Below are 19,178 nucleotides of genomic sequence, written 5' to 3'. Positions count from 1 at the left end.
GAGCAGGTCCTCGGCGTCGGCCGGTCGCTGGCGCTGGCGCCGCCGCAGGAGGGGGTGTGCGCCTACGACGTGACGGCCCGGTTCCGCAACGGACAGGAGGCACGCGTTGCCGGCGCCGATCTCTGCGCCGGCGGTGAGATCACACTGGCACCGTGAGGGGAGGGATCATGATGCGATCGCGACATGTCGTGCTGGCGGCGCTGCTCGCCGCGGCCGCGCCGGCAGCTGCGCAGCAAGCGGCGCTGCCGGAGGCCATGCAGGGGCTCTGGGTGGCGGGCGAGTGCGCTGCGCCGGAGACGCTTCTGTTCGCCACGACACGCGGCTGGGCGCGTCTCGCCACGGGCGGCGAGCAGCGCCTGTGGCGGATCGCGCGCACCGCCACGGTCGGTGGCGGGTTCACGCTCGCGGTCGCGGAAGACGAGGACCAGACGCGTCTGCTGCTGCGCGCGACGCCGTCCGGGCTGGAGCTGCGCGAGCCGCCGGAGAAGCTCGCGGACACCGAACTTCCGGGCGACGCGCCGACGACGTCGTTCCGCCGCTGCGCCGCGATCCCGGCCGCGCTCTCGCTACTGCACGGCGAAGGTCTGTCGTTCCTGGCCGCGCTCGACGGAATCGAGGCCGCGTGCGCGACCGGCGATGCTGCGGTCTGTCTTGATTCGGTCTGGAGCTGGGCCGATGTCAGTGGCAACGGCGTACTGACCGCGGCCGAGGTGTCGCGGCTCGCGCGCGGTGTGGCCTATGCCGTGATGCTGAGCGAGGGCGCGGAGGCGGAGGAGATCGCCGCCGCGCTCGGCGCCGGCGCGCTGGGCGGCGTGGCGATCGGCTGGGCGCTGATCGCGAGCTTCGACTATGACGGCTCGGCCTCGCTGTCGAAGACGGAGGTTATGCAGGACCGGTTCCCGCCGCCTGGGCTCGCCGGAGCGGTGGCGGCCGCGCCGTCGCTGCCGGCGCCGGCCGTGAGCCTCGCCAGCCAGCTCGGTGCGCTCAAGGGCCTGTTCGAGGAGCTTGCCCCGCTGCTCGGCCTGCCGGGCCGCTGAGCGCGAGGCGCCTGATCGCGGCGGCGACGCGCAGCCGCGCGCGCCCATCGTGGCGCGGCGGGTGCGGCCTGCGCGGCGCCTGCACGGCCCCGGCAAGCGACGAGGCGTCGGCGAGAACATTGGTGCCCGCGGCGATCGTCGCCGGCCGCTCGGTGGTCCGCCGCAGCGTCACGCAGGGGATGCCGAGATGGCTCGCCTCCTCCTGCACGCCCCCGGAGTCCGTGATGACGACCGCGGCACGCGAGACGAGCGCGAGGAAGGCGACGTAGCCCTGAGGCGGCAAGGCACGGATGCCGGGCGGGAGCGCAAGCCCTGCCGCGTCAATGCGCCGTTGCGTACGCGGATGGACCGGGAACAGCAGCGGCAGCCGGCGCGCGACCGTGCCGAGGGCCGCGAGCAGCGCGCCGAGCTTCTCGGGCCGATCGACATTCGCCGGGCGGTGCAGCGTGACAACGCCGTAGCCGCCCGGCGCGAGTCTGAGCGCGGCCGGCCCGGGATGCGCCGTGATCGCCGGGCGCATCGCGTCCAGCGTGTCGATCGTGATGTCGCCCACGCGCTCGATCCGCGCGGCGTCGATCCCCTCGCGCAGCAGGTTGGTGTCGGCAGTGGCGTCCGTGGTCCAGAGGATGTCGGCCGCATGATCGGTCAGGATGCGGTTCATCTCCTCGGGCATGGTCCGGTCACCGCTGCGCAGTCCCGCTTCGAGATGCGCGAGCCGCACGCCACGGTGCATCGCCGCGATCGCGGCCGCGAGCGTGGCATGCACGTCGCCCACCACGACCACCAGCTCGGGCGGTGCGGCCGCGAGCACGCGGTCATAGGCCTCGACCGTCCGGCCGATCGTCTCGCCGTGGCTGCCGGCGGCAATGCCGAGGCTGATCTGCGGGTCCGGCACGCCGAGCTCGGCCATGAGGTCGCCGGCCATCGCCGGGTCGCGATGCTGGCCGGTATGGACAACGAGCGGCCGACACCACGGCTCGTCCTTCAGCGCCCACCAGAGCGGAGCGACCTTCATCAGGTTCGGCCGCGCCGCCGCGACCAGGTGCACGGAGAACAGGCTCACCTTGGTTCCAGCCGTGCCGGGCCGTCCGGGCGCGGCACGACGGCGAGGCGGCGGTCGTGCAATGCGGCCAGGCTGTCGCGGTGGCCGATCGAGACGATGGTCGCGTCAGGGAGCCGTTCGCGCAGCAGTTGGTGCAGGGCGCGTTCGGCATCCGGATCGAGCGCGCTGCTCGCCTCGTCGAGGAACACCGCGTCGGGGCGCTGGAGCAGGGCGCGGGCGAAGGCGAGCCGCTGCTGCTCGCCGCCCGACAGCACCTGCGCCCAGGGGGCGGCCTCGTCCAGCCGTTCCGCGAGCGCCCCGAGCCCGACCTCGCGCAGCACCGCGGTCAGCGCGGCGTCATCGGCGCCGTCGGTCGCCGGGTAGAGCAGCGCGCGGCGCAGCGTGCCCTCGGGCAGATAGGCGCGCTGCGGCAGGAACATCAGCCGCGCGCCTTCGGGGATCCGCACCCGACCGCGGCCGAACGGCCAGAGCCCGGCAAGCGCCCGGAACAGCGTCGACTTGCCGGAACCCGAGGGGCCGGTGATCAGCACTGCCTCGCCGGGGCGGAGAGCGAGCGCCGGCGCCTCGATGAGCCGCTGTCCCGAGGGCAGGTCGAGATCGAGCGACTCGGCGCCGATCGTCTCGCCCTCGATGCGGACCGGGCCGCCCTGCTGCGTCGCCTCTGCCGCGGCGACGGCGCGGTCGAAGCCGGTGAGCCGGTCCACCACCGCCTTCCACTCCGCGAGTTCGGCATAGACGTTGACGAAGAAGGAGAGCGCGCTCTGCACCTGGCCGAAGGCGGAGGCCGTCTGCATCAGCCCGCCGAGCTCGATCCGGCCGGCGAAATAGGCAGGGCTGACGACGATGAAAGGGAAGACGATGGCGATCTGGTTGTAGCCCGCACTCCACCAGGTGAGCCGCTTCTGCCGCCGCATGATCGCCCACCAGTTCGCCATCAGCATCGCGAAGCGCGAACGGAACCCCTCCGCCTCCGCTGCCTCGCCGCGGTAGAGCGCGATGCCTTCGGCGTTCTCGCGCACGCGCATCAGCGCGAAGCGGAAATCTGCCTCGAAGCGCTGCTGGTCGAAGTTGAGCCGCACCAGCGGCCGTCCGACCCGGTCGATCACCCAGGTGCCGGCCACGGCGTAGACCAGCGCGCACCAGACCAGATAGCCCGGCACCACGACCTCGCCGTCCGCGAGCACGAGCGGAGCATCGGCCGAGAGCGCCCAGAGGATCGCGACGAAGGAGATCAGGGTGACGACGGAAGAAAGCAGCCCGAGCGAGAGTCTGAGCGTGCGGTCCACGAACAGCTTCAGGTCCTCGGCGATGCGCTGGTCGGGGTTGTCGGCGCCGGGATGGCCGGCCAGCACCATGCGATAGTATGCGCGACCTTGCATCCAGCGCGCGAGATACTGCTCGGTCAGCCAGCGCCGCCAGCGGATCTGCAGCATCAGGTTCAGGTAGGTCTGATAGACCGCGACGATGATGAACAGCACGGCAAGGAAGCAGAACCAGCCGAGCTCGGCGACGAAGGTGTCCCAGTCGCGGTGCTGGAGCGCGGTGTAGAACCGGTTGTTCCAGCGGTTGAACAGGACATTCAGGTACACGAGGCCGAGATTCATGCCCACGATCACGGCCAGCAGCAGCCGCCCGGCGCGCCGATCCTCGGACCAGAAATAAGGGGCGGCAAGGCGCCAGAGATCGCCAAGGAACGCGCGTAGCGCCGCCGTCATGCGTGCGGCCGCGCCGGATCGCGCAACGATCTCACGCGGACGCCGCGGCGTCGCGGCGCCCGGCCGGGCAGGCGAGTCGCTGTCGCCTGCTGCGCGTGGTCAGGCCCCGATCCGCCGCGCGCTCTTGCGCAGCAGCGCGGCCGCGACGGACAGGCGCGGCTCGGTCGCGGCGGGCTTCGGGGCGGCGGGCTTCGCGGCGGCAGGCTTCGCGGCGGCAGGCTTCGCGCCAGCTTGCGCCTTCTTCGCCGGTTTCGCGGCTGCCGGAGGCGGCTTCCTGGTTGCCCCCCTCTGCGCCTTGGTCTTGTCCCCGCTGCTGCTTCGCGCCATCGAACCTCTCCCTGTGCCGGTGCGGCGCATGTGATGCCAAGTCGCGCGATCGGATGCAACCGGTGTCGCAATCCTCGGGCACGGGCGTGGAACGCAAGACATCCTCACGCTCCCGTTGCACAACCCGGCGGTTCGTGCGCATCTCGCCGCCGTTCATGGCCGAATTTCCCTCACTCGATGCCCGGGCGGCGCGTGGCGTTGGCCTGATGGTGGTTTCGACCTTCGGGTTTGCCGGCAGCCACAGCCTTATTCGTTTCGTTTCGGCGGAAATTCATCCCTTCGAGACCGCGTTCTTCCGCAGCCTGATCGGCTTCCTTCTGATGTCGCCCTGGATCATGCGGGGCGGCTTCGCGGCGCTGAAGACGACGCGGTTTCCCGCGCACCTGTTCCGGGCGGTGCTGAACGCGGGGTTCATGCTCAGCTACTTCCTGGGCCTCAGCCTCGCCCCGTTGGCCAAGGTGACGGCGCTCTCGTTCCTCGGACCCGTGGTCGCGACCGCGATGGCGGTGGTGCTGCTGCGCGAGCGGCTCGATCCGATCCGCCTGCTCGGCCTGGCACTCGGGGTGGCCGGTGCGGTCGCGATCGTCCGACCCGGCGCCGTGCCGTTCGCGCTCGGCACCGGGCTCGTGCTGCTGGCGACCCTGTTCTGGGCGGCCGTGATGACCACCATCAAGAGCCTCGCCAAGACCGAGACGAGCCTCACCATCGCGGCCTGGATGGCCCTGCTGCTGATCCCGATCAGCCTCGGCTTCGCGCTGCCGGTCTGGGTCTGGCCGAGCAGGCAGGCGATGATGTTCCTGGTTGCGATCGGCGCGCTTGCAACCCTAGGCCAGCTCGCGCTCGGCCAGGCGTTCCGAAGTGCCGACGCGTCGCTCCTGTACCCGGTCGACTTCCTCCGCCTGGTCTGGGCGTCCGGGTTCGGCGTGCTCGTGCTGAGCGAGATCCCCGATCTCTGGGTCTGGATCGGCGGCGCGGCGATCAGCGCCGCGGCGGGCATCCTCGCCTTCGGCGGCAGACCGAGACGTTAGGGCAGGAAACCGTTGCCTTTCATCTGAGGACGCGGTAGCGTATACATTAATCGGCGGCGATCAGACCGCCGCATGCGCAAGGAGCGTCCCATGCCCACGATCTCCCGCCGGGCCGTCCTGGCCTCGGCTGCTGTGCTGCTCGCGCCCGCGGCCTATGCCTATCCGGACCGGCCGGTGCGCATCATCGTGCCGTTCCCGCCAGGCCAGGCGGCGGATCTGTTCGCGCGGCTGCTCGCCGACCGTCTGTCGGCGATGTGGCCGCAGCGCGTGCTGGTCGAGAACCGCGCGGGCGGCGCGGGTTCGGTCGGGCTCGAAGCCGGCAAGCAGGCTGCCCCCGACGGGCACACCCTGATCATGGGCACATCCGGTACGCTCGGGATCAATCCGAACGTCATTCCGAACCTGCCCTACGATCCGATCCGGGATTTCGTTCCGATCTCCAACGTCTTCCTCGCCCCGCTGGTGCTCGTGGTGCACCCCGAGTTTCCGGCCAAGACCGTGCACGATCTCGTCGCGCGCGCGAAGGCGGAGCCGGGCGCGCTGAACTACGCCTCGGCCGGACCGGGCACGGCGCAGCACCTGACCGCGGAACTGTTCGCGACCCGCGCCGGGATCAGGATGACACACGTGCCCTATCGCGGCTCGGCACCGGCGATGACCGACGTGATCGCCGGCGTGGTGCCGGTCATGCTCGACAGCGTCGCCGCCGCGCTCGGCCATATCCGCGGCGGACGCGTGCGTCCGCTCGCGGTGACGACCGCGGCGCGTTCGCCGCTGCTCGCCGATATTCCGACGGTGGCCGAGAGCGTCGCGCCGGGCTTCGATGCCGCCGGCTGGTCCGGCATCATTGCGCCGAAGGCAACGCCGGCGGCACTGGTCGCGAAGATCAGCACCGACATCCAGGCCGCCCTCGAGCACGCGCCGACGCGCCAGCGCATGATCGACATGGGCGGCATCCCGGCCGCCGGCCCGCCGGAGGCCTTCGGCGCCTTCATCCGTGACGAGATCGCCAAATGGGGCGCGGTCGCGCGCGCGGCCAACGTGCGCCTGGACGGCTGATCGCGGGTCGCGCAGGGGTGGTCATGCGCTGACGCCAGGCGGTGTCGGCGGGCTGCGCGGCCCGGCTGGCGTCAGTAGCTGAGAATCCGCGGCAGCGCCTTCGCCGCCGCGATCAGGCGCGCGCACTGCGCCTCCCCGGGCACGCGTCCCAGCCGCCTGCGCCTGCTGTTCGCGGCCTGCAACGCGGCGGCGAGGCGATCGGCCCGTTGGCGTTTCAGGTCAGGAACGGTGGTCACGCCGGCAGCGGCGAGGAGGCCGGCCAGGTCGGCGCCAAGGCCCGGGACGCGCATGAGATCAGCGCGGTTGGCCCAGTCGAGCAGAGTGTCCTCGGCGATCCCAGCCTGCGTCGCGAGCGCGGCGCGGCCCTTCGGCCGGGCCGCTGTCTCCAACAGCTCCTCGGTGGTCCGGACTCCCGCCGCGGCAAGAGCGTCCGCCTGCTTGCGGCCGATGCCGTCGATCCTGGCCAGAGGATAGGCCATAGCCATCCTCCCCGACTGCGATCGGGGAAGCAAAGCACGACTCGCACGCGGAATGGAACAGCTTTTTGATCGATCCGCGGGCGAGCCGGCCGCCCGCTACCCCCTCCGCTCGACGATCAGCCTCTTGATCTCGCCGATCGCCTGGGCGGGGTTCAGCCCCTTCGGGCAGGCCTTGGTGCAGTTCATGATGGTGTGGCAGCGATACAGCTTGAACGGATCCTCGAGTGCATCGAGCCGCTCGCCGGTCGCCTCGTCGCGGCTGTCCGCGATCCAGCGATAGGCCTGGAGCAGCACAGCCGGGCCGAGATACTTGTCGCCGTTCCACCAGTAGGACGGGCAGGAGGTGGAGCAGCAGAAGCAGAGGATGCACTCCCACAGCCCGTCGAGCTTCGCGCGCTCCTCCTTGCTCTGGAGCCGTTCGGCGTCGGGCGGCGGCGGCGTCTCGGCCTTCAGCCAAGGCTCGATCGAACGGAGCTGCGCATAGGGCTGGCTCAGATCGGGCACGAGATCCTTCACCACCGGCATGTGCGGCAGGGGCGTGATCGTCACCGCGCCCGCGACCTCGTCGATCGGCTTGAGGCAGGCGAGCGCATTGGTGCCGTCGATGTTCATCGCGCAGGAGCCGCAGATGCCCTCGCGGCAGGAGCGGCGGAAGGTGACCGTCGTGTCGACCTCGTTCTTGATCTTGATCAGCGCGTCCAGCACCATCGGCCCACAGGCGTCGAGGTCGATCTCGAAGCTGTCCATCCGCGGGGTCTGTCCGTCATCCGGGTTCCAGCGGTAGATCCTGAACTCCTTCACCCGCTTGGCACCGGCGGGCGCCTTGTGGGTCTGCCCGGCGCCGATCCGCGAATTCGCGGGCAGGGTGAACGTCGCCATCCGTCTCGGTCCTCTCCGCGCTCAGTACACGCGCGCCTTGGGCGGGAAGCTCTGCACCTCGTTGGTGAGCGTGGTCAGCGTCACGCCGCGATAGTCGAGCCGCACCTGGCCGGTCTCGTCGCACCAGGCGAGGGTGTGCTTGAGCCAGGTCTCGTCGTCGCGCTCGGGGAAGTCCTCGTGCGCGTGCGCGCCGCGGCTCTCGTGGCGCGCCTCGGCCGAGACGATCGTCGTCATCGCGTTGCCCATCAGGTTGTCGAGTTCCAGCGCCTCCACCAGGTCGCTGTTCCAGATCAGGCTGCGATCGTTGACGCGAAGATCGTCCATTCGCCGCCAGCTGCCGCGCATCTTTTCCACCCCCTCGGCGAGCGAGGCAGAGGTGCGGAACACCGCGGCGTGGTCCTGCATGCTGCGCTGCATGGCGAGTCGGATCTCGCCGGTGTTCGTCCCGCCCTTCGCATGGCGCGTGCGGTCGAGCCGGTCGAGCGCGCGCTCGCCCGCGCGCGCGGGCAGCGGCGGCTGGCTCTGCCCCGGCTTGACGATCTCGGCGGCACGGTGCGCGGCGGCGCGGCCGAACACGACCAGGTCGAGCAACGAATTGGTGCCGAGCCGGTTCGCGCCATGCACCGAGACGCAGGCGGCCTCACCGACCGCCATCAGCCCGGGCACCACGCGGTCGCCGTCCGGGCCGTAGGTGATCACCTCGGTCCGGTAGTTCGTCGGGATGCCGCCCATGTTGTAGTGCACGGTCGGCAGCACCGGGATCGGCTCGCGCGTGACATCGACGCCCGAGAAGATCTTCGCCGTCTCGCTGATCCCGGGCAGCCGTTCGGCGAGCAGATCCGCACCGAGATGCTCGAGGTGCAGCAGCACATGGTCCTTGTCGGGGCCGCAGCCGCGGCCCTCGCGGATCTCGATCGTCATCGAGCGGGAGACCACGTCGCGGCTGGCGAGGTCCTTCGCGGTCGGCGCGTAGCGCTCCATGAAGCGCTCGCCCTCGCTGTTCGTCAGGTAGCCGCCCTCGCCGCGCGCGCCCTCGGTGATCAGACAGCCCGCGCCGTAGATCCCCGTGGGGTGGAACTGCACGAACTCCATGTCCTGGAGCGGCAGGCCAGCGCGCAGCACCATCGCATTGCCGTCGCCCGTGCAGGTATGCGCCGAGGTGCAGGAGAAGTAGGTGCGGCCGTAGCCCCCCGTGGCGAGCACCGTCATCGCCGCGCGAAAGCGGTGGATCGTGCCGTCCTCGAGGTTCCAGGCGACCACGCCGCGGCAGGCGCCGTCATCGTCCATAATCAGGTCGAGGGCGAAGAACTCGACGAAGAACTCGACCTGGTGCTTCAGCGACTGCTGATAGAGCGTATGCAGGATCGCATGCCCGGTGCGGTCGGCCGCTGCGCAGGCGCGCATCGCCGGCGCCTTGCCGTACTCCTTCATGTGGCCGCCGAACGGGCGCTGGTAGATCTTCCCGTCCTCGGTGCGGCTGAACGGCACGCCGAAATGCTCTAGCTCGTAGACGGCCGGGATCGCCTCGCGGCACATGTACTCGATCGCGTCCTGGTCGCCGAGCCAGTCCGACCCCTTCACGGTGTCGTACATGTGCCAGCGCCAGTCGTCTTCGCCCATGTTGCCGAGCGCGGCACCGATCCCGCCCTGCGCTGCCACCGTGTGGCTGCGCGTGGGGAACACCTTGGTCACGCAGGCGGTCTTCAGCCCCGCAGCCCCCATGCCGAGGGTCGCGCGCAGCCCCGAACCCCCGGCGCCGACAACCACCACGTCGTAGGTGTGATCGACGATCCGGTAGGCACGCTGCGAGGGAAGCGTGATCGCGTTCATCTCATTCCGTCCTGTCGGCGGCCGCTAGAGCGCGACCTTCAGCACCGCGATCGCGGCGAACAGCGCGAGCAGCAGCATCGCCGCCTTCATCGCCAGCATCGCCGCGAGGCGCGTGCCGTCGCTCCGAATGTAGTCCTCGATCACGACCTGCAAACCCAGGGCGCCATGCCAGAAGGTCGCGCCAATGAGGACGAGCAGCAGCACCGTGTTGTGCGGGCGGGCCATCCAGAGCACCACCTCGCCATGCGAGGCGCCGGCGAGCACGATCACGCTGGCGATGAACCAGAGCGTGAGCGGCACCAGGGCGACCGCGGTGAGCCGCTGCACCCACCAGTGATGCGCCCCCTCCTTTGCCGCGCCGAGCCCGCGCACGCGGCCGAGCGGCGAGCGCAGCGTGCGCTGGGCGAGCTTCCCGGTTGCCATCGCGCCTCTCCTCAGTCCATCAATGCATAGCCGAGGATCCAGGCGAACAGCGTCAGCCCGAACGTCGCGCCGACGGTGAACCAGCCCGAACGGGTGACGGTCTCGAGGTCGTAGCCGTGGCCGAGATCCCAGGCGAGGTGCCGGATGCCGTTGCAGAAGTGGTAGAACAGCGCCAGCGTCCAGCCGAACAGCAGCAGCCGGCCGAAGAAACTCCCGAAGAATGCCTGCGCCTCGGCGAACCCGACCGGCCCGGCCGCCACCGCCATCAGCCATGAGACCAGCAGTCCGGTGCCGACCGCGAGCGCCACGCCGCTGATCCGGTGAAGGATCGACAGGACCGAGGTGATCTGCGGCTTGTAGACCTGAAGATGCGGGCTGAGCGGCCGGCGCACCAGCCTGCCCTCGCTGTCCCGGCCCAGCATCAGGGCCTCGCGGGCATCCATCGCGTGTTCCCTCTCGCGCGAAAGGGCGCGGGCCGTCCAACCCGCGCCCTTCCCAACCGGCGCGAAGGGATACGCCTGCTGCGGCGCAGCGTCAAACGCTGGCGCTGGGAGTCAGCCGAGCGTCCGGACCAGCAGAACGGCGTCGCCCGAGGCGTAGCGGAGCGTCGGGTGCGGCACCAGGGGGCGGCGGTCCTTCGCGACGTAGCCGCGGCGTTCGTACAGGCGATAGGCGCCGGTGTTCATCGCGAAGCAGATCGTGCTCACCCGATCGAACCCCAGCGTCTCGGCCCGCGCCTCGGTCGCATCCATCAGCGCCGAGCCGATGCCGAGGCCACGGTACGGCGCCTCGATCGCCAGTCCGGCGAGATAGAGGCTGCCCGGCTCCTCGAGCTCGGCATAGGGACGCAGGACCGGATCGGGCTCCTCGGTCGGCGCGTCCGAGACGCCGATCGGGTAGGCATGCGCCATGCCGATCACGCTGCCGTCCTGCTCGGCGACCAGCGCGTTCTCCCATGAGAACGGCACGCCGGTGCGCGCGTAGCGCCGGCGCCCGACTGCCTCCAGCGCCTCGCCCGGCTCGGCCAGCAGGCCCCAGATATAGGCGGCGAGCCCGTCGGAGGAGATCAGGAACAGCCGCGCGATTGCGGCCGCGTCGTCGGGGCGGGCGGGACGGATCAGGCGCATCGCTTCAGGCCGCCGCCTGGCGCGGGCGTCGGCCGGCCAGGAGGTGCAGCGCGTCGGCAGCCTCGCGTCGGAACGCCGCGAGGATGGCGGCGGCCGGCAGCACGCCCGTGATGTTTCCCGCGGCCTCGCCGGCGGTCAGGCACATCTGGCCGAGATTGCCGGTGGTCGCCTCGGTCGGCAGAATCGCCGAGAAGCGGGGCATGGCGACCCGCGAGGCGCCGATAACCGTCTCGCCGACGATCTCGGCCGGCAGCCTCGCTGCTTCATCTTCATGCCCGGCCCAGTCGCGCACCGCGGCGTTGCGGAGCGCGCGGACCGGCTCGCCCGGCCACTCGGGGCCGAACAGCGTCGTGCGCACCGTGTCGCCGACCCCGGCCTCGACCACGGCCTGCTTGTAGCCCGGATGCGCATCAGCCTCCTCGGAGGCGAGGAACCGCGTGCCGCACCAGGCCGCCTCGGCGCCCATCGCCAGCACCGCGACCAGCGCGCGGCCGTCCGCGACACCGCCGGCGGCCAGCACCGGCAGCGGCGCGACCTCGCGGATCACGGCCGGCAGCAGCGTCATCGTGGTGGCCTCGGCGCGGTTGTGGCCGCCCGCCTCCGAGCCCTGGGCGATGATCGCGTCCACGCCAGCCTCAGCCGCCTCGCGCGCCTCGGCCACCCGGCCGACCTGCATCCAGACCTCGATCCCGGCCTCCTGCAGCCGGGCGATCCAGGCCGGCTTGGGCGTGCCCCAGAAGAACACCACGACCGCGGGTCGCTCCTGGGCAAGCACGGCGATGTGCCCGTCCGCGACGAAGGGTGTCACGAGATCGACGCCGAACGGCAGCGGGGTCAGCCGGCGGGTCTCGGCGATCAACCCGGCGAGGCCCTCGGGGGGCGCCATCGCGCCGCCCAGCATGCCGAGTCCGCCCGCGTTCGACACCGCCGCGGCGAGCCGCGGCCCGGCGACGAACGCCATGCCGGCACACACGACCGGCAGCGTGAGGCCGAACCGCTCGGACACTGAGGTGGTCAGCATGGCTCCGCTCCTCGGGAACACGGGGAATCACTTGGGCGGGGATGTCGCGCGGCGACATTTCCGCTCCATGTCCGAGGTGCCACGATCGGGTTTCCAACGTGTCTGCCGGTTCCGCGGTCCGGGCACCCGTGCGAGGCTCGCCGGCGCCCATGCCGCGCTCCGCCCTCCTCGGCCCCTCGCTCGTCGTGCTCTCGGGCCTGCTCTACACGGCGGGCTACGTGGTGGCGAAGCTGCTCAGCGGGCGGATCGACGCGGTGCAGATCACGTTTCTCCGCTGCGCCCTTCTGCTGGCCGCCGCGGCTGCGATCAGCCCGTTCCTGCCGCGTCCGGCATCCGCCTGGCGCCGGGTTCTGTTCCCGCCGCGGGCACGCGACATGCGGCTCGCCGGGGTCGGGGTGATCGGTTCCTCGATCCTGGTGATCCTGGCCTATGCGCGCATGCCAGTGATCGAGGTCTCCGCGATCGCCTTCACCGGCCCGATCATCCTGACCGCGCTCGCGGGCCCGGTGCTGGGCGAGCGCGTGAGCAGGCGCCGCTGGGCCGCGGTGGCGCTGGGCTTTCTCGGCGTGCTCGCGGTGCTGCGGCCGGGGCTCGCGACCTTCCAGCCGGCGGCGGCCTTCGCGGTCGCCGGTCAGCTCGCCTATGCCGCCTACCAGCTTGTCGCGCGACGGCTACGCGGCGAGGCCGATGCGGTCGACCTCACCCTGCAATCGGCGCTGGTCGGTGCGGCAATGACGGGGCTCGCCGTGCCGTTCCTGTGGACCGCGCCGAGTGCGGCCGACTGGGTCATGCTCGTCGCCTTCGCCGCCCTCCAGGCAGCGGGGCAGTGGACGCTCGCGGCCGCCTTGCAGCGGGCCGAGGTCGCCGCGCTGCAACCCTGGCAGTACGTGAAGCTTGCCTGGGCGCTCGGCTTCGATGTGCTGCTGTTCGGCCTCGTCCCCGATGCCGTCGCCGCGTCCGGGATCGCGCTGATCCTCGCCGGCACCATGCTCGCCGCGGGCGGGCCGACGAGACGTTGACGCGCGCCACCGCTGCCGCGAAGGTCCGGCGCATGGACGGAGCGCCCAGGACCGGCACCACGACCGCCGCCCTCTCGGCGCCTGCCCCGTCCATTCCGTTCGTCCTGCTCGCCTGCGTGGCCGGGATCGGCCAGGTCGCCGCCAACCTGCCGCTGCCAAGCCTGCCGGCGATCGGGGCCGAGTTCGGCGCCGGCGCGGCCGGACTGGTGGTCGCGGTGTTCCTCGCGGCCTTCGCGCCGTCGCAGCTGCTCTGGGGCCCGCTGTCGGATCGGCATGGGCGGCGCCCGGTGGTGCTCGCCGCGCTCGGGATGTTCGCGCTCGGCAGCGTCCTCGCCGCGCTCGCCCCGGTGTTCTGGATGCTGCTGGCCGGCCGCGCCGTGCAGGCCGCGGGCGGCGCGGCCGGGCTGGTGGTCGCGCGTGCGTCGCTGCGCGATGGGGCGGACGGCAGGGCGCTCGGCCGCGGCATGGCGGCACTGTCGATGGCAACCGCGGCGGTGCCTGCCCTCGCGCCGCTCGCCGGCGCTGCGCTCGAACAGGTCCAGGGTTGGCGGCTCGGCTTCTGGGCCACCGCCGCCGCAGGTGTCGGCGTGCTCGTCTGGGCAGCGGCGGCAATGCCGGAGACCAGCCGGATGCGCGCGCCGCGGCTCGACCTCCGCGCCGTGCTGGCCGACTACCGCGCGGTCTGGCGCGATCGCCGGTTCCCCCCGCCCGCCTTGGTGGCGGCGGGGGCGATGGGCGGACTGTTCGCGTTCGGCGCCGGCAGTCCGACTCTCTACATCACGGTCTTCGGCCTGACGCCGATGGCCTACGCGGTCTATCCGTTGATCGCGGTGCTCGGCGTGCTCGCGGGCGGGGCGGCCGCGCGCGGGCTGATGAAGCGCGGCAGCCCGGGCCGGGCGATGGCGATCGGGGTGGCGCTGATGCTGGCGGGCGGATTGGGCATGGCCGCGCTCGCCCCGGTCGGGATGTTCGGCAAGCACGCGGTGAACGTGACGATGCTGGTGTTCGTGATCGGCCTTGGCTTCGCGCTGCCGGCCGCCTTCACCGAGGCGCTCGCCCCGTTCAAGGACCGTGCCGGCACCGCGGCGAGCCTTGCCGGCGCGATCCAGATCGCGGGCGGGGCGGTGGCGGCGGCAGCGGCCTCGGTCGCGCCGATGCCCTGGGTGATGGCGGCGTGTGGCGTGGTCGCAGCCGTGGCCGCGGGACGGGCCGCCGGGCGGACGAGTTAGGCCCGTCCCGCCGCGCGCGGATGGGCCCGCTTCCAGACGCTCATCACCTGCGCCTCGTCCACCGCGGTGTAGCGCTGGGTGGTCGAGAGGCTGGCATGGCCGAGCAGATCCTGGATCGCGCGGAGGTCGGCGCCCGCATGCAGAAGATGGGTCGCGAAGCTGTGGCGCAGCGCATGCGGACTCGCGTGGTCCGGCAGACCGAACGCGGCGCGCGCGCGCTGGAGCGCCAGCCGGAGCAGCCGGTCATTGAGCGGACCGCCCCGCGCGCCGCGGAACAGTTGCGAATCAGGCGCGAGCGGATGCGGGCAGAGCCGGAGGTACTCGGCGACGGCCTCACGCACCACCGGCAGCACCGGCACGTCGCGCTCCTTCGATCCCTTGCCGTGCACGCGCAGGCTCGTGGTTCCGCCCGGCAGCGGCGCGTCGCGGCGCCGCATCCCGAGCGCCTCGGCCGCGCGCAGCCCGCACCCGTACAGCAGCAGCACGAGTGCGGCATCGCGCGCGGCGATCCACGGCTCGTCGGCAAGCGTCCCCGCCTGCGCGGCGAGCGTGCCGGCATCGATCCGGCTCAGCGCGCGCGGCGCCGGGGCGCGCACCTTCGGCGTCGCGAGCAGCCGGATCGCCGGACAGTCCGGCCCGCCGCTGCGCGCGAGGAAGCGGAAGAAGCTGCGAATGGCGGCGAGGCCGCGCGCACGCGTCGCGTTGGTCACGCCGTCGGTTGCGCGCGCGGCGAGCCAGGCGCGGAAATCGGCCGCCGTCAGGGTGCCGAGTGCCGCGCGGTCGGGCGTCGCGCCGAGATGGCGCGTCAGGAAGACCAGGAACCCGCCGATGTCGTTGCGGTAGGCGGTGAGTGTCGCCGGCGCGGCGCGGCGTTCGGCGGCCAGCCAGTCGAGGAACGCGGCGAGCGCCTGCTCGGCCGTCATGGCATGCGGGTCAGTGCCACGGCAGCGACGGCGGCGAGGAAGGCGATCACGTCGGTGCCCTGGCCCGGCTCGTAGGCGCCGGGGTCGCGCGCGCCGCAGGCGAGCAGCGCCTCGCCGCCCTTGGGCAGCGGCAGGCGCGCGAGCGCATCGGAGGCGACCAGCGCGGCCGCCTCGCCGTAGAGCGTCTCGGTGTCGAACGCCTGCGCGCGCAGCGCGACCGGCGTGCCGGACGCCACCATGCGCGCGACGAAGCCGCGCGGCAGGGGCCGCGCGAGCGGCAGCGCGCGCGCCTCCGCGCAGACCGCGACGACATCGACGCCGAGCAACGCCGGCCAGTCCTGCACGATGATGTCGAGCGCCTCGGCTGCGCCCCGTGCGGCCAGCACGGCAAGTACCGCGCGCTGCGCACGCGACTGGATCGCGGCATTGGCGCGGCCCGCGGCCAGCAGCGCCTCGGTGCGGTCGCGCAACACCACGCCGCGCTCGCGCTCGGCCTCAAGCATCGCCGCCATGTGATCGGCGAGCCGTTCGCCGTGCACGCGCCTGGGCGGCGTCAGCGCGCGGTAGAGTGCCGGACGGTCCGCGAGGAAGCCGGGATGGGCGCGCAGGAACGCCTCGACGAAGGCGGCCTCGTCCGCGTCGGGCTCGACCGTGCCGGCCCGTCTGCGCGAGCGGGGCCGGTCGGGGCTCACAGGATCGACTGCCCGGTCTTGGCCCAGTCGGCGAGGAACGCCGCGAGGCCCTTGTCGGTCAGCGGGTGCTGGAAAAGCTGGCGCAGCACCGACGGCGGCACGGTCGCGACATCGGCACCGAGCTTCGCCGCCTGCACGACGTGCACCGGGTTGCGCACCGAGGCGACCAGCACCTCCGTGGCGAAATCGTAGTTCGCGTAGATCTCGACGATCTCGGCGATCAACGCCATGCCGTCCTGGCCGACATCATCCAGCCGGCCGACGAAGGGGCTGATATAGGCGGCACCCGCCTTCGCCGCGAGCAGTGCCTGTGCGGCCGAGAAGCAGAGCGTGACATTCACCTGCACGCCCTCCTCCGAGAGCGCCTTGCACGCCTTCAGCCCCTCCATCGTCAGTGGCAGCTTGACGACGACGTTCCCGGCGAGGCCGCGCAGGAAGCGCGCCTCCTTCATCATCGGCTCGAACTCGGTCGCGGTGACCTCGGCCGAGACCGGGCCGGGCACGGCCGCACAGATCTCGACGATCACCTCGGTGATCTTGCGCCCCGACTTGGCGATCAGCGAGGGATTGGTGGTGACGCCATCGACCATGCCGAGTGCGGCGAGCGCCTTGATCTCGGCGATGTCGGCGGTGTCCACGAAGAACTTCATGCGAAACTTCCATCCATGGCGGAGTCGGGGGCACCATAACCGTGGCCGGGGCCGGGGGAAAGCGACGGGCGGATGACGCGGGCGTGCGTCCGCGCATGCCCGTGCTGCTGCCCCTGCCGCTCGACGGCGCTTACGACTACGCGGTGCCGCCGGCGATGGAGGTCGCGCCCGGCGCGGTGGTGACCGTGCCGCTCGGCCCGCGCGTGCTGTACGGCGTGGTGTGGCATGGCGAGGCGGACGGCACGGTGCCGGCGGCGAAGCTGCGCCCGATCGCCTCGGCGGTGCCAACGCCCGCGCTCCGCCCTGCGCTCATGCGTTTCATCGACTGGGTGGCGGACTACACGCTGAGCGCGCCGGGCGAGGTGCTGCGCATGGCGCTGCCGATCCCCGCCGCGACCGAGGCGCCGCGGCCGCGTGTCGGCTGGCGGCTGGCGGAGGCACTGCCGGAGGGCGTGCGCGTGACGGCAGAGCGCGCGCGCGTGCTGGAGGTGGTGCGCGGCGCGCCGGGGCTGGTCTGGACCGGCTCCGACCTCGCGCGTGCGGCCGGCGTCACGCCCGGTGTGCTGCGCGGCATGGCGGATGCGGGGATGCTCGCGCCTGCGCAGATGGCGGGGCTGCACGATGCGCGGCCGCGCGCGGATGCGCTCGTACCCGCGCTTACATCTGCGCAGCGCGACGCCGCGGCGATGCTGCGCGATGCCGTCGGGGCCGCGCGGTTCGGTGTCACGCTGCTCGACGGTGTCACCGGCTCGGGCAAGACCGAGGTCTATCTCGAAGCGGTTGCCGAAACGATCGCCCGCGGGCGTCAGGCGCTGGTGCTGCTGCCGGAGATCGCGCTTTCGGCGCAGGTGATCGACCGTTTCACCGCGCGCTTCGGCGCCCCGCCCGCGGTCTGGCACTCCGAGGTCGCCGGCGCGCGCCGGCGCGCGACCTGGCGCGCGGTGGCAGAGGGCCGCGCACCGATCGTGGTCGGCGCGCGCTCCGCGCTGTGGCTGAACTTCGCCGCGCTCGGCCTTGTTGTGGTGGATGAGGAGCACGAGACCGCCTTCAAGCAGGAGGACGGCGTCGCCTACCACGCGCGCGACATGGCGGTGGTGCGCGCGCGCATCGAGAACGTCCCCTGCGTGCTCGTCAGTGCGACGCCGTCGCTGGAGACGCTCGCGAATGTCGAGCGCGGCCGCTACGCGCGGCTCCATCTGCCCGAACGGCATGGCGAGGCCGGCCTGCCCGAGGTCGCCGCGATCGACCTCAGGCGCGAGCCGCCGCCGCGTGGGCGCTTCCTCGCCCCGCCGTTGGTCGCGGCGATCGAGGCGACGCTCGCGCGGAGCGAGCAGGCGCTGCTGTTCCTGAACCGCCGTGGCTTCGCGCCGCTCACACTCTGCCGTGCCTGCGGACACCGCTTCGAGTGCCGCAACTGCACCGCCTGGCTGGTCGAGCACCGCTACACGCGCACGCTGCAATGCCACCATTGCGGCCACAGCGAGCCGGCGCCCGAGACCTGCCCGGAATGCGGCGCGGAGGGCTCGCTCACCGCGATCGGTCCGGGCGTGGAACGCGTGGCCGAGGAGGTGCGCACGCTGTTCCCCACCGCGCGCGTGCTGGAGATGAGCAGCGACACGGTGCACGGCGCGCACTCGGCCGCGGCGATGGCGGCGATGATCGAGAACCGCGAGATCGACCTGATCGTCGGCACGCAGCTCGTCGCCAAGGGGTGGCACTTTCCGCACCTGACGCTGGTCGGCGTGGTGGATGCGGATCTTGGGCTCGCGGGCGGCGATCTGCGCGCGGCGGAGCGGACGTTCCAGGTGCTGCACCAGGTGGGTGGGCGCGCGGGACGCGCGGCGCAGGCGGGCAGGGTTCTGCTGCAAACGTGGCAGCCCGCCCATCCGGTGATGCAGGCGCTGGTGTCGGGCGATATCGACCGTTTCGTCGCCGAGGAGATGGCGGCGCGGCGATCCGGCGGCTGGCCGCCGTTCGGACGGCTGGTCGCGGTGATCGTCTCGGCGGGCGAGGCGGCGATCGCCGATGCGGCAGCGACGGCGTTGCGGCGGGCCGCACCCGCGGGCGAGCGGTTCCTCGTGCTCGGGCCCGCGCCCGCGCCGCTGTCGATCCTGCGCGGCATGCACCGGCGGCGGCTGCTGCTGAAGGCCGCGCGCGACGTGGACGTGCAGGCGCTGATGCGGACATGGCTGGCGGCGGCGGATGTGCCGCGCCAGGCACGCATCGATATCGACGTCGATCCGGTGAGCTTCCTGTAGCGTCCGGGTGGACAGTATCGTCCGGGGGTGGGATCAGCAGGCGCGAACACGCAGCCGGAGAGGATCGCGCCCATGAAGTACCGCACGCTCGGCCGCAGCGGCCTGAAGGTCTCGCCGCTCTGTCTCGGCACGATGATGTTCGGGGCCGCGACCGAGGAGGCGACCAGCCGGCGCATCGTCGAGCGTGCGCGCGACCAGGGCGTGAACTTCATCGACACGGCCGATGTCTATGGCGCTGGCGCCTCGGAGGAGGTCGTCGGTCGCGCGATCGCGGCGCATCGCGACTGGTGGGTGCTGGCGACCAAGATCGCCAACCCCACCGGCGAGGGACCCAACGCACGCGGCCTGTCGCGCCGCTACGCGTTCCGTGCCGTGGAGGCGAGCCTGCGACGGCTTGGCGTCGAGGTGATCGACATCCT

The 19,178-nt window shown here is 72.2% G+C and carries 20 protein-coding genes; 7 read left to right on the top strand and 13 right to left on the bottom strand.

The features are described from left to right. The first annotated feature begins 167 nt into the window (after positions 1-167). The gene (locus tag ACTIFU_RS15115; protein ID WP_439579148.1) at positions 168-1,037 is read left to right on the top strand and encodes a hypothetical protein; all 870 of its coding nucleotides are present in this window, start codon (positions 168-170) and stop codon (positions 1,035-1,037) included. Here the strand turns inward: ACTIFU_RS15115 and wecB are convergent. The 3 genes from wecB to ACTIFU_RS15100 all read right to left on the bottom strand — a co-directional run bounded on the left by wecB (position 985) and on the right by ACTIFU_RS15100 (position 4,142). Then, positions 985-2,100 (bottom strand): non-hydrolyzing UDP-N-acetylglucosamine 2-epimerase, encoded by a 1,116-nt coding sequence (gene wecB, locus ACTIFU_RS15110; protein ID WP_439579147.1) that lies wholly within the window; start codon positions 2,098-2,100, stop codon positions 985-987. The genes ACTIFU_RS15115 and wecB overlap by 53 nt on opposite strands. Beyond that, positions 2,097-3,815, bottom strand: a complete 1,719-nt coding sequence (locus ACTIFU_RS15105) for an ABC transporter ATP-binding protein/permease (protein WP_439579146.1) — start codon at positions 3,813-3,815, stop codon at positions 2,097-2,099. Before ACTIFU_RS15105 ends, wecB begins: the two co-directional genes overlap by 4 nt. Before the next feature lie 99 nt (positions 3,816-3,914). After that, positions 3,915-4,142 carry a hypothetical protein gene (locus tag ACTIFU_RS15100; RefSeq protein ID WP_439579145.1) on the bottom strand — a complete coding sequence of 76 codons (228 nt, stop codon included), beginning with the start codon at positions 4,140-4,142 and terminating at the stop codon, positions 3,915-3,917. A gap of 53 nt (positions 4,143-4,195) precedes the next feature. Here ACTIFU_RS15100 and ACTIFU_RS15095 point away from each other — a divergent pair, with 53 nt between their 5' ends. Beyond that, complete coding sequence (locus ACTIFU_RS15095; protein ID WP_439579144.1) at positions 4,196-5,170, top strand: DMT family transporter; 975 nt, start codon at positions 4,196-4,198, stop codon at positions 5,168-5,170. Between the two features lie 90 nt (positions 5,171-5,260). Then, entirely contained in the window at positions 5,261-6,229 is a 969-nt protein-coding gene (locus ACTIFU_RS15090) for a Bug family tripartite tricarboxylate transporter substrate binding protein (RefSeq protein ID WP_439579143.1), read from the top strand. Between the two features lie 71 nt (positions 6,230-6,300). On the opposite strand, the gene ACTIFU_RS15085 is transcribed toward ACTIFU_RS15090, so the two are convergent. The 7 genes from ACTIFU_RS15085 to ACTIFU_RS15055 form a co-directional block, all read right to left on the bottom strand. Then, positions 6,301-6,708 carry a DUF4332 domain-containing protein gene (locus ACTIFU_RS15085; RefSeq protein ID WP_439579142.1) on the bottom strand — a complete coding sequence of 136 codons (408 nt, stop codon included), beginning with the start codon at positions 6,706-6,708 and terminating at the stop codon, positions 6,301-6,303. Positions 6,709-6,804: 96 nt separating this feature from the next. Then, positions 6,805-7,587: a succinate dehydrogenase iron-sulfur subunit gene (locus ACTIFU_RS15080; RefSeq protein WP_439579141.1), complete on the bottom strand. Its 783-nt coding sequence runs from the start codon at positions 7,585-7,587 to the stop codon at positions 6,805-6,807. A 21-nt stretch (positions 7,588-7,608) separates the two neighbouring features. Then, the gene (gene sdhA / locus ACTIFU_RS15075; protein ID WP_439579140.1) at positions 7,609-9,417 is read right to left on the bottom strand and encodes a succinate dehydrogenase flavoprotein subunit; all 1,809 of its coding nucleotides are present in this window, start codon (positions 9,415-9,417) and stop codon (positions 7,609-7,611) included. A gap of 24 nt (positions 9,418-9,441) precedes the next feature. Next, positions 9,442-9,840, bottom strand: coding sequence for a succinate dehydrogenase, hydrophobic membrane anchor protein (sdhD, locus tag ACTIFU_RS15070; RefSeq protein WP_439579139.1), 399 nt, complete (start codon positions 9,838-9,840; stop codon positions 9,442-9,444). Positions 9,841-9,851: 11 nt separating this feature from the next. After that, positions 9,852-10,283, bottom strand: a complete 432-nt coding sequence (sdhC, locus tag ACTIFU_RS15065) for a succinate dehydrogenase, cytochrome b556 subunit (protein WP_439579138.1) — start codon at positions 10,281-10,283, stop codon at positions 9,852-9,854. Between the two features lie 111 nt (positions 10,284-10,394). Continuing rightward, on the bottom strand, positions 10,395-10,967 hold the full coding sequence (locus ACTIFU_RS15060; RefSeq protein WP_439579137.1) for a GNAT family N-acetyltransferase: 573 nt from the start codon (positions 10,965-10,967) through the stop codon (positions 10,395-10,397). A 4-nt stretch (positions 10,968-10,971) separates the two neighbouring features. Next, positions 10,972-11,988 carry an NAD(P)H-dependent flavin oxidoreductase gene (locus tag ACTIFU_RS15055; protein ID WP_439579136.1) on the bottom strand — a complete coding sequence of 339 codons (1,017 nt, stop codon included), beginning with the start codon at positions 11,986-11,988 and terminating at the stop codon, positions 10,972-10,974. A gap of 149 nt (positions 11,989-12,137) precedes the next feature. Between ACTIFU_RS15055 and ACTIFU_RS15050 the strand changes: the two genes are divergently transcribed. Both ACTIFU_RS15050 and ACTIFU_RS15045 read left to right on the top strand, forming a co-directional pair. Beyond that, the gene (locus tag ACTIFU_RS15050; protein ID WP_439579135.1) at positions 12,138-13,007 is read left to right on the top strand and encodes a DMT family transporter; all 870 of its coding nucleotides are present in this window, start codon (positions 12,138-12,140) and stop codon (positions 13,005-13,007) included. A gap of 32 nt (positions 13,008-13,039) precedes the next feature. Next, complete coding sequence (locus tag ACTIFU_RS15045) at positions 13,040-14,236, top strand: MFS transporter (RefSeq protein ID WP_439579134.1); 1,197 nt, start codon at positions 13,040-13,042, stop codon at positions 14,234-14,236. Here the strand turns inward: ACTIFU_RS15045 and ACTIFU_RS15040 are convergent. From ACTIFU_RS15040 to fsa, 3 genes are read right to left on the bottom strand one after another with little or no spacing between them, the layout of a single operon-like run. Further along, positions 14,233-15,159, bottom strand: a complete 927-nt coding sequence (locus ACTIFU_RS15040; RefSeq protein WP_439579133.1) for a tyrosine recombinase XerC — start codon at positions 15,157-15,159, stop codon at positions 14,233-14,235. The genes ACTIFU_RS15045 and ACTIFU_RS15040 overlap by 4 nt on opposite strands. After that, on the bottom strand, positions 15,156-15,851 hold the full coding sequence (locus ACTIFU_RS15035) for a DUF484 family protein (protein WP_439579132.1): 696 nt from the start codon (positions 15,849-15,851) through the stop codon (positions 15,156-15,158). Before ACTIFU_RS15035 ends, ACTIFU_RS15040 begins: the two co-directional genes overlap by 4 nt. After that, entirely contained in the window at positions 15,848-16,501 is a 654-nt protein-coding gene (gene fsa / locus ACTIFU_RS15030; protein ID WP_439579131.1) for a fructose-6-phosphate aldolase, read from the bottom strand. Before fsa ends, ACTIFU_RS15035 begins: the two co-directional genes overlap by 4 nt. Before the next feature lie 83 nt (positions 16,502-16,584). Between fsa and ACTIFU_RS15025 the strand changes: the two genes are divergently transcribed. After that, entirely contained in the window at positions 16,585-18,759 is a 2,175-nt protein-coding gene (locus tag ACTIFU_RS15025) for a primosomal protein N' (protein WP_439579130.1), read from the top strand. Positions 18,760-18,831: 72 nt separating this feature from the next. Then, positions 18,832-19,178, top strand: a 347-nt coding sequence (locus tag ACTIFU_RS15020) for an aldo/keto reductase (RefSeq protein WP_439579129.1), incomplete at its 3' end; no start/stop codon positions are given.

The organism is Elioraea sp., from assembly GCF_051860475.1.
Taxonomy (GTDB): Bacteria; Pseudomonadota; Alphaproteobacteria; order Acetobacterales; family Acetobacteraceae; genus Elioraea.
This window is presented reverse-complemented; position numbering and strand designations above follow the sequence as displayed.

Coding starts and splice junctions, on each gene's coding strand:
- ACTIFU_RS15115 (WP_439579148.1), top strand. CDS start 168: ATGATGCGATCGCGACATGTCGTGCTGGCGGCGCTGCTCGCCGCGGCC.
- ACTIFU_RS15105 (WP_439579146.1), bottom strand. CDS start 3,815: ATGACGGCGGCGCTACGCGCGTTCCTTGGCGATCTCTGGCGCCTTGCC.
- ACTIFU_RS15100 (WP_439579145.1), bottom strand. CDS start 4,142: ATGGCGCGAAGCAGCAGCGGGGACAAGACCAAGGCGCAGAGGGGGGCA.
- ACTIFU_RS15095 (WP_439579144.1), top strand. CDS start 4,196: ATGCAACCGGTGTCGCAATCCTCGGGCACGGGCGTGGAACGCAAGACA.
- ACTIFU_RS15090 (WP_439579143.1), top strand. CDS start 5,261: ATGCCCACGATCTCCCGCCGGGCCGTCCTGGCCTCGGCTGCTGTGCTG.
- ACTIFU_RS15085 (WP_439579142.1), bottom strand. CDS start 6,708: ATGGCCTATCCTCTGGCCAGGATCGACGGCATCGGCCGCAAGCAGGCG.
- ACTIFU_RS15080 (WP_439579141.1), bottom strand. CDS start 7,587: ATGGCGACGTTCACCCTGCCCGCGAATTCGCGGATCGGCGCCGGGCAG.
- sdhA (WP_439579140.1), bottom strand. CDS start 9,417: ATGAACGCGATCACGCTTCCCTCGCAGCGTGCCTACCGGATCGTCGAT.
- sdhD (WP_439579139.1), bottom strand. CDS start 9,840: ATGGCAACCGGGAAGCTCGCCCAGCGCACGCTGCGCTCGCCGCTCGGC.
- sdhC (WP_439579138.1), bottom strand. CDS start 10,283: ATGGATGCCCGCGAGGCCCTGATGCTGGGCCGGGACAGCGAGGGCAGG.
- ACTIFU_RS15060 (WP_439579137.1), bottom strand. CDS start 10,967: ATGCGCCTGATCCGTCCCGCCCGCCCCGACGACGCGGCCGCAATCGCG.
- ACTIFU_RS15055 (WP_439579136.1), bottom strand. CDS start 11,988: ATGCTGACCACCTCAGTGTCCGAGCGGTTCGGCCTCACGCTGCCGGTC.
- ACTIFU_RS15050 (WP_439579135.1), top strand. CDS start 12,138: ATGCCGCGCTCCGCCCTCCTCGGCCCCTCGCTCGTCGTGCTCTCGGGC.
- ACTIFU_RS15045 (WP_439579134.1), top strand. CDS start 13,040: ATGGACGGAGCGCCCAGGACCGGCACCACGACCGCCGCCCTCTCGGCG.
- ACTIFU_RS15040 (WP_439579133.1), bottom strand. CDS start 15,159: ATGACGGCCGAGCAGGCGCTCGCCGCGTTCCTCGACTGGCTGGCCGCC.
- fsa (WP_439579131.1), bottom strand. CDS start 16,501: ATGAAGTTCTTCGTGGACACCGCCGACATCGCCGAGATCAAGGCGCTC.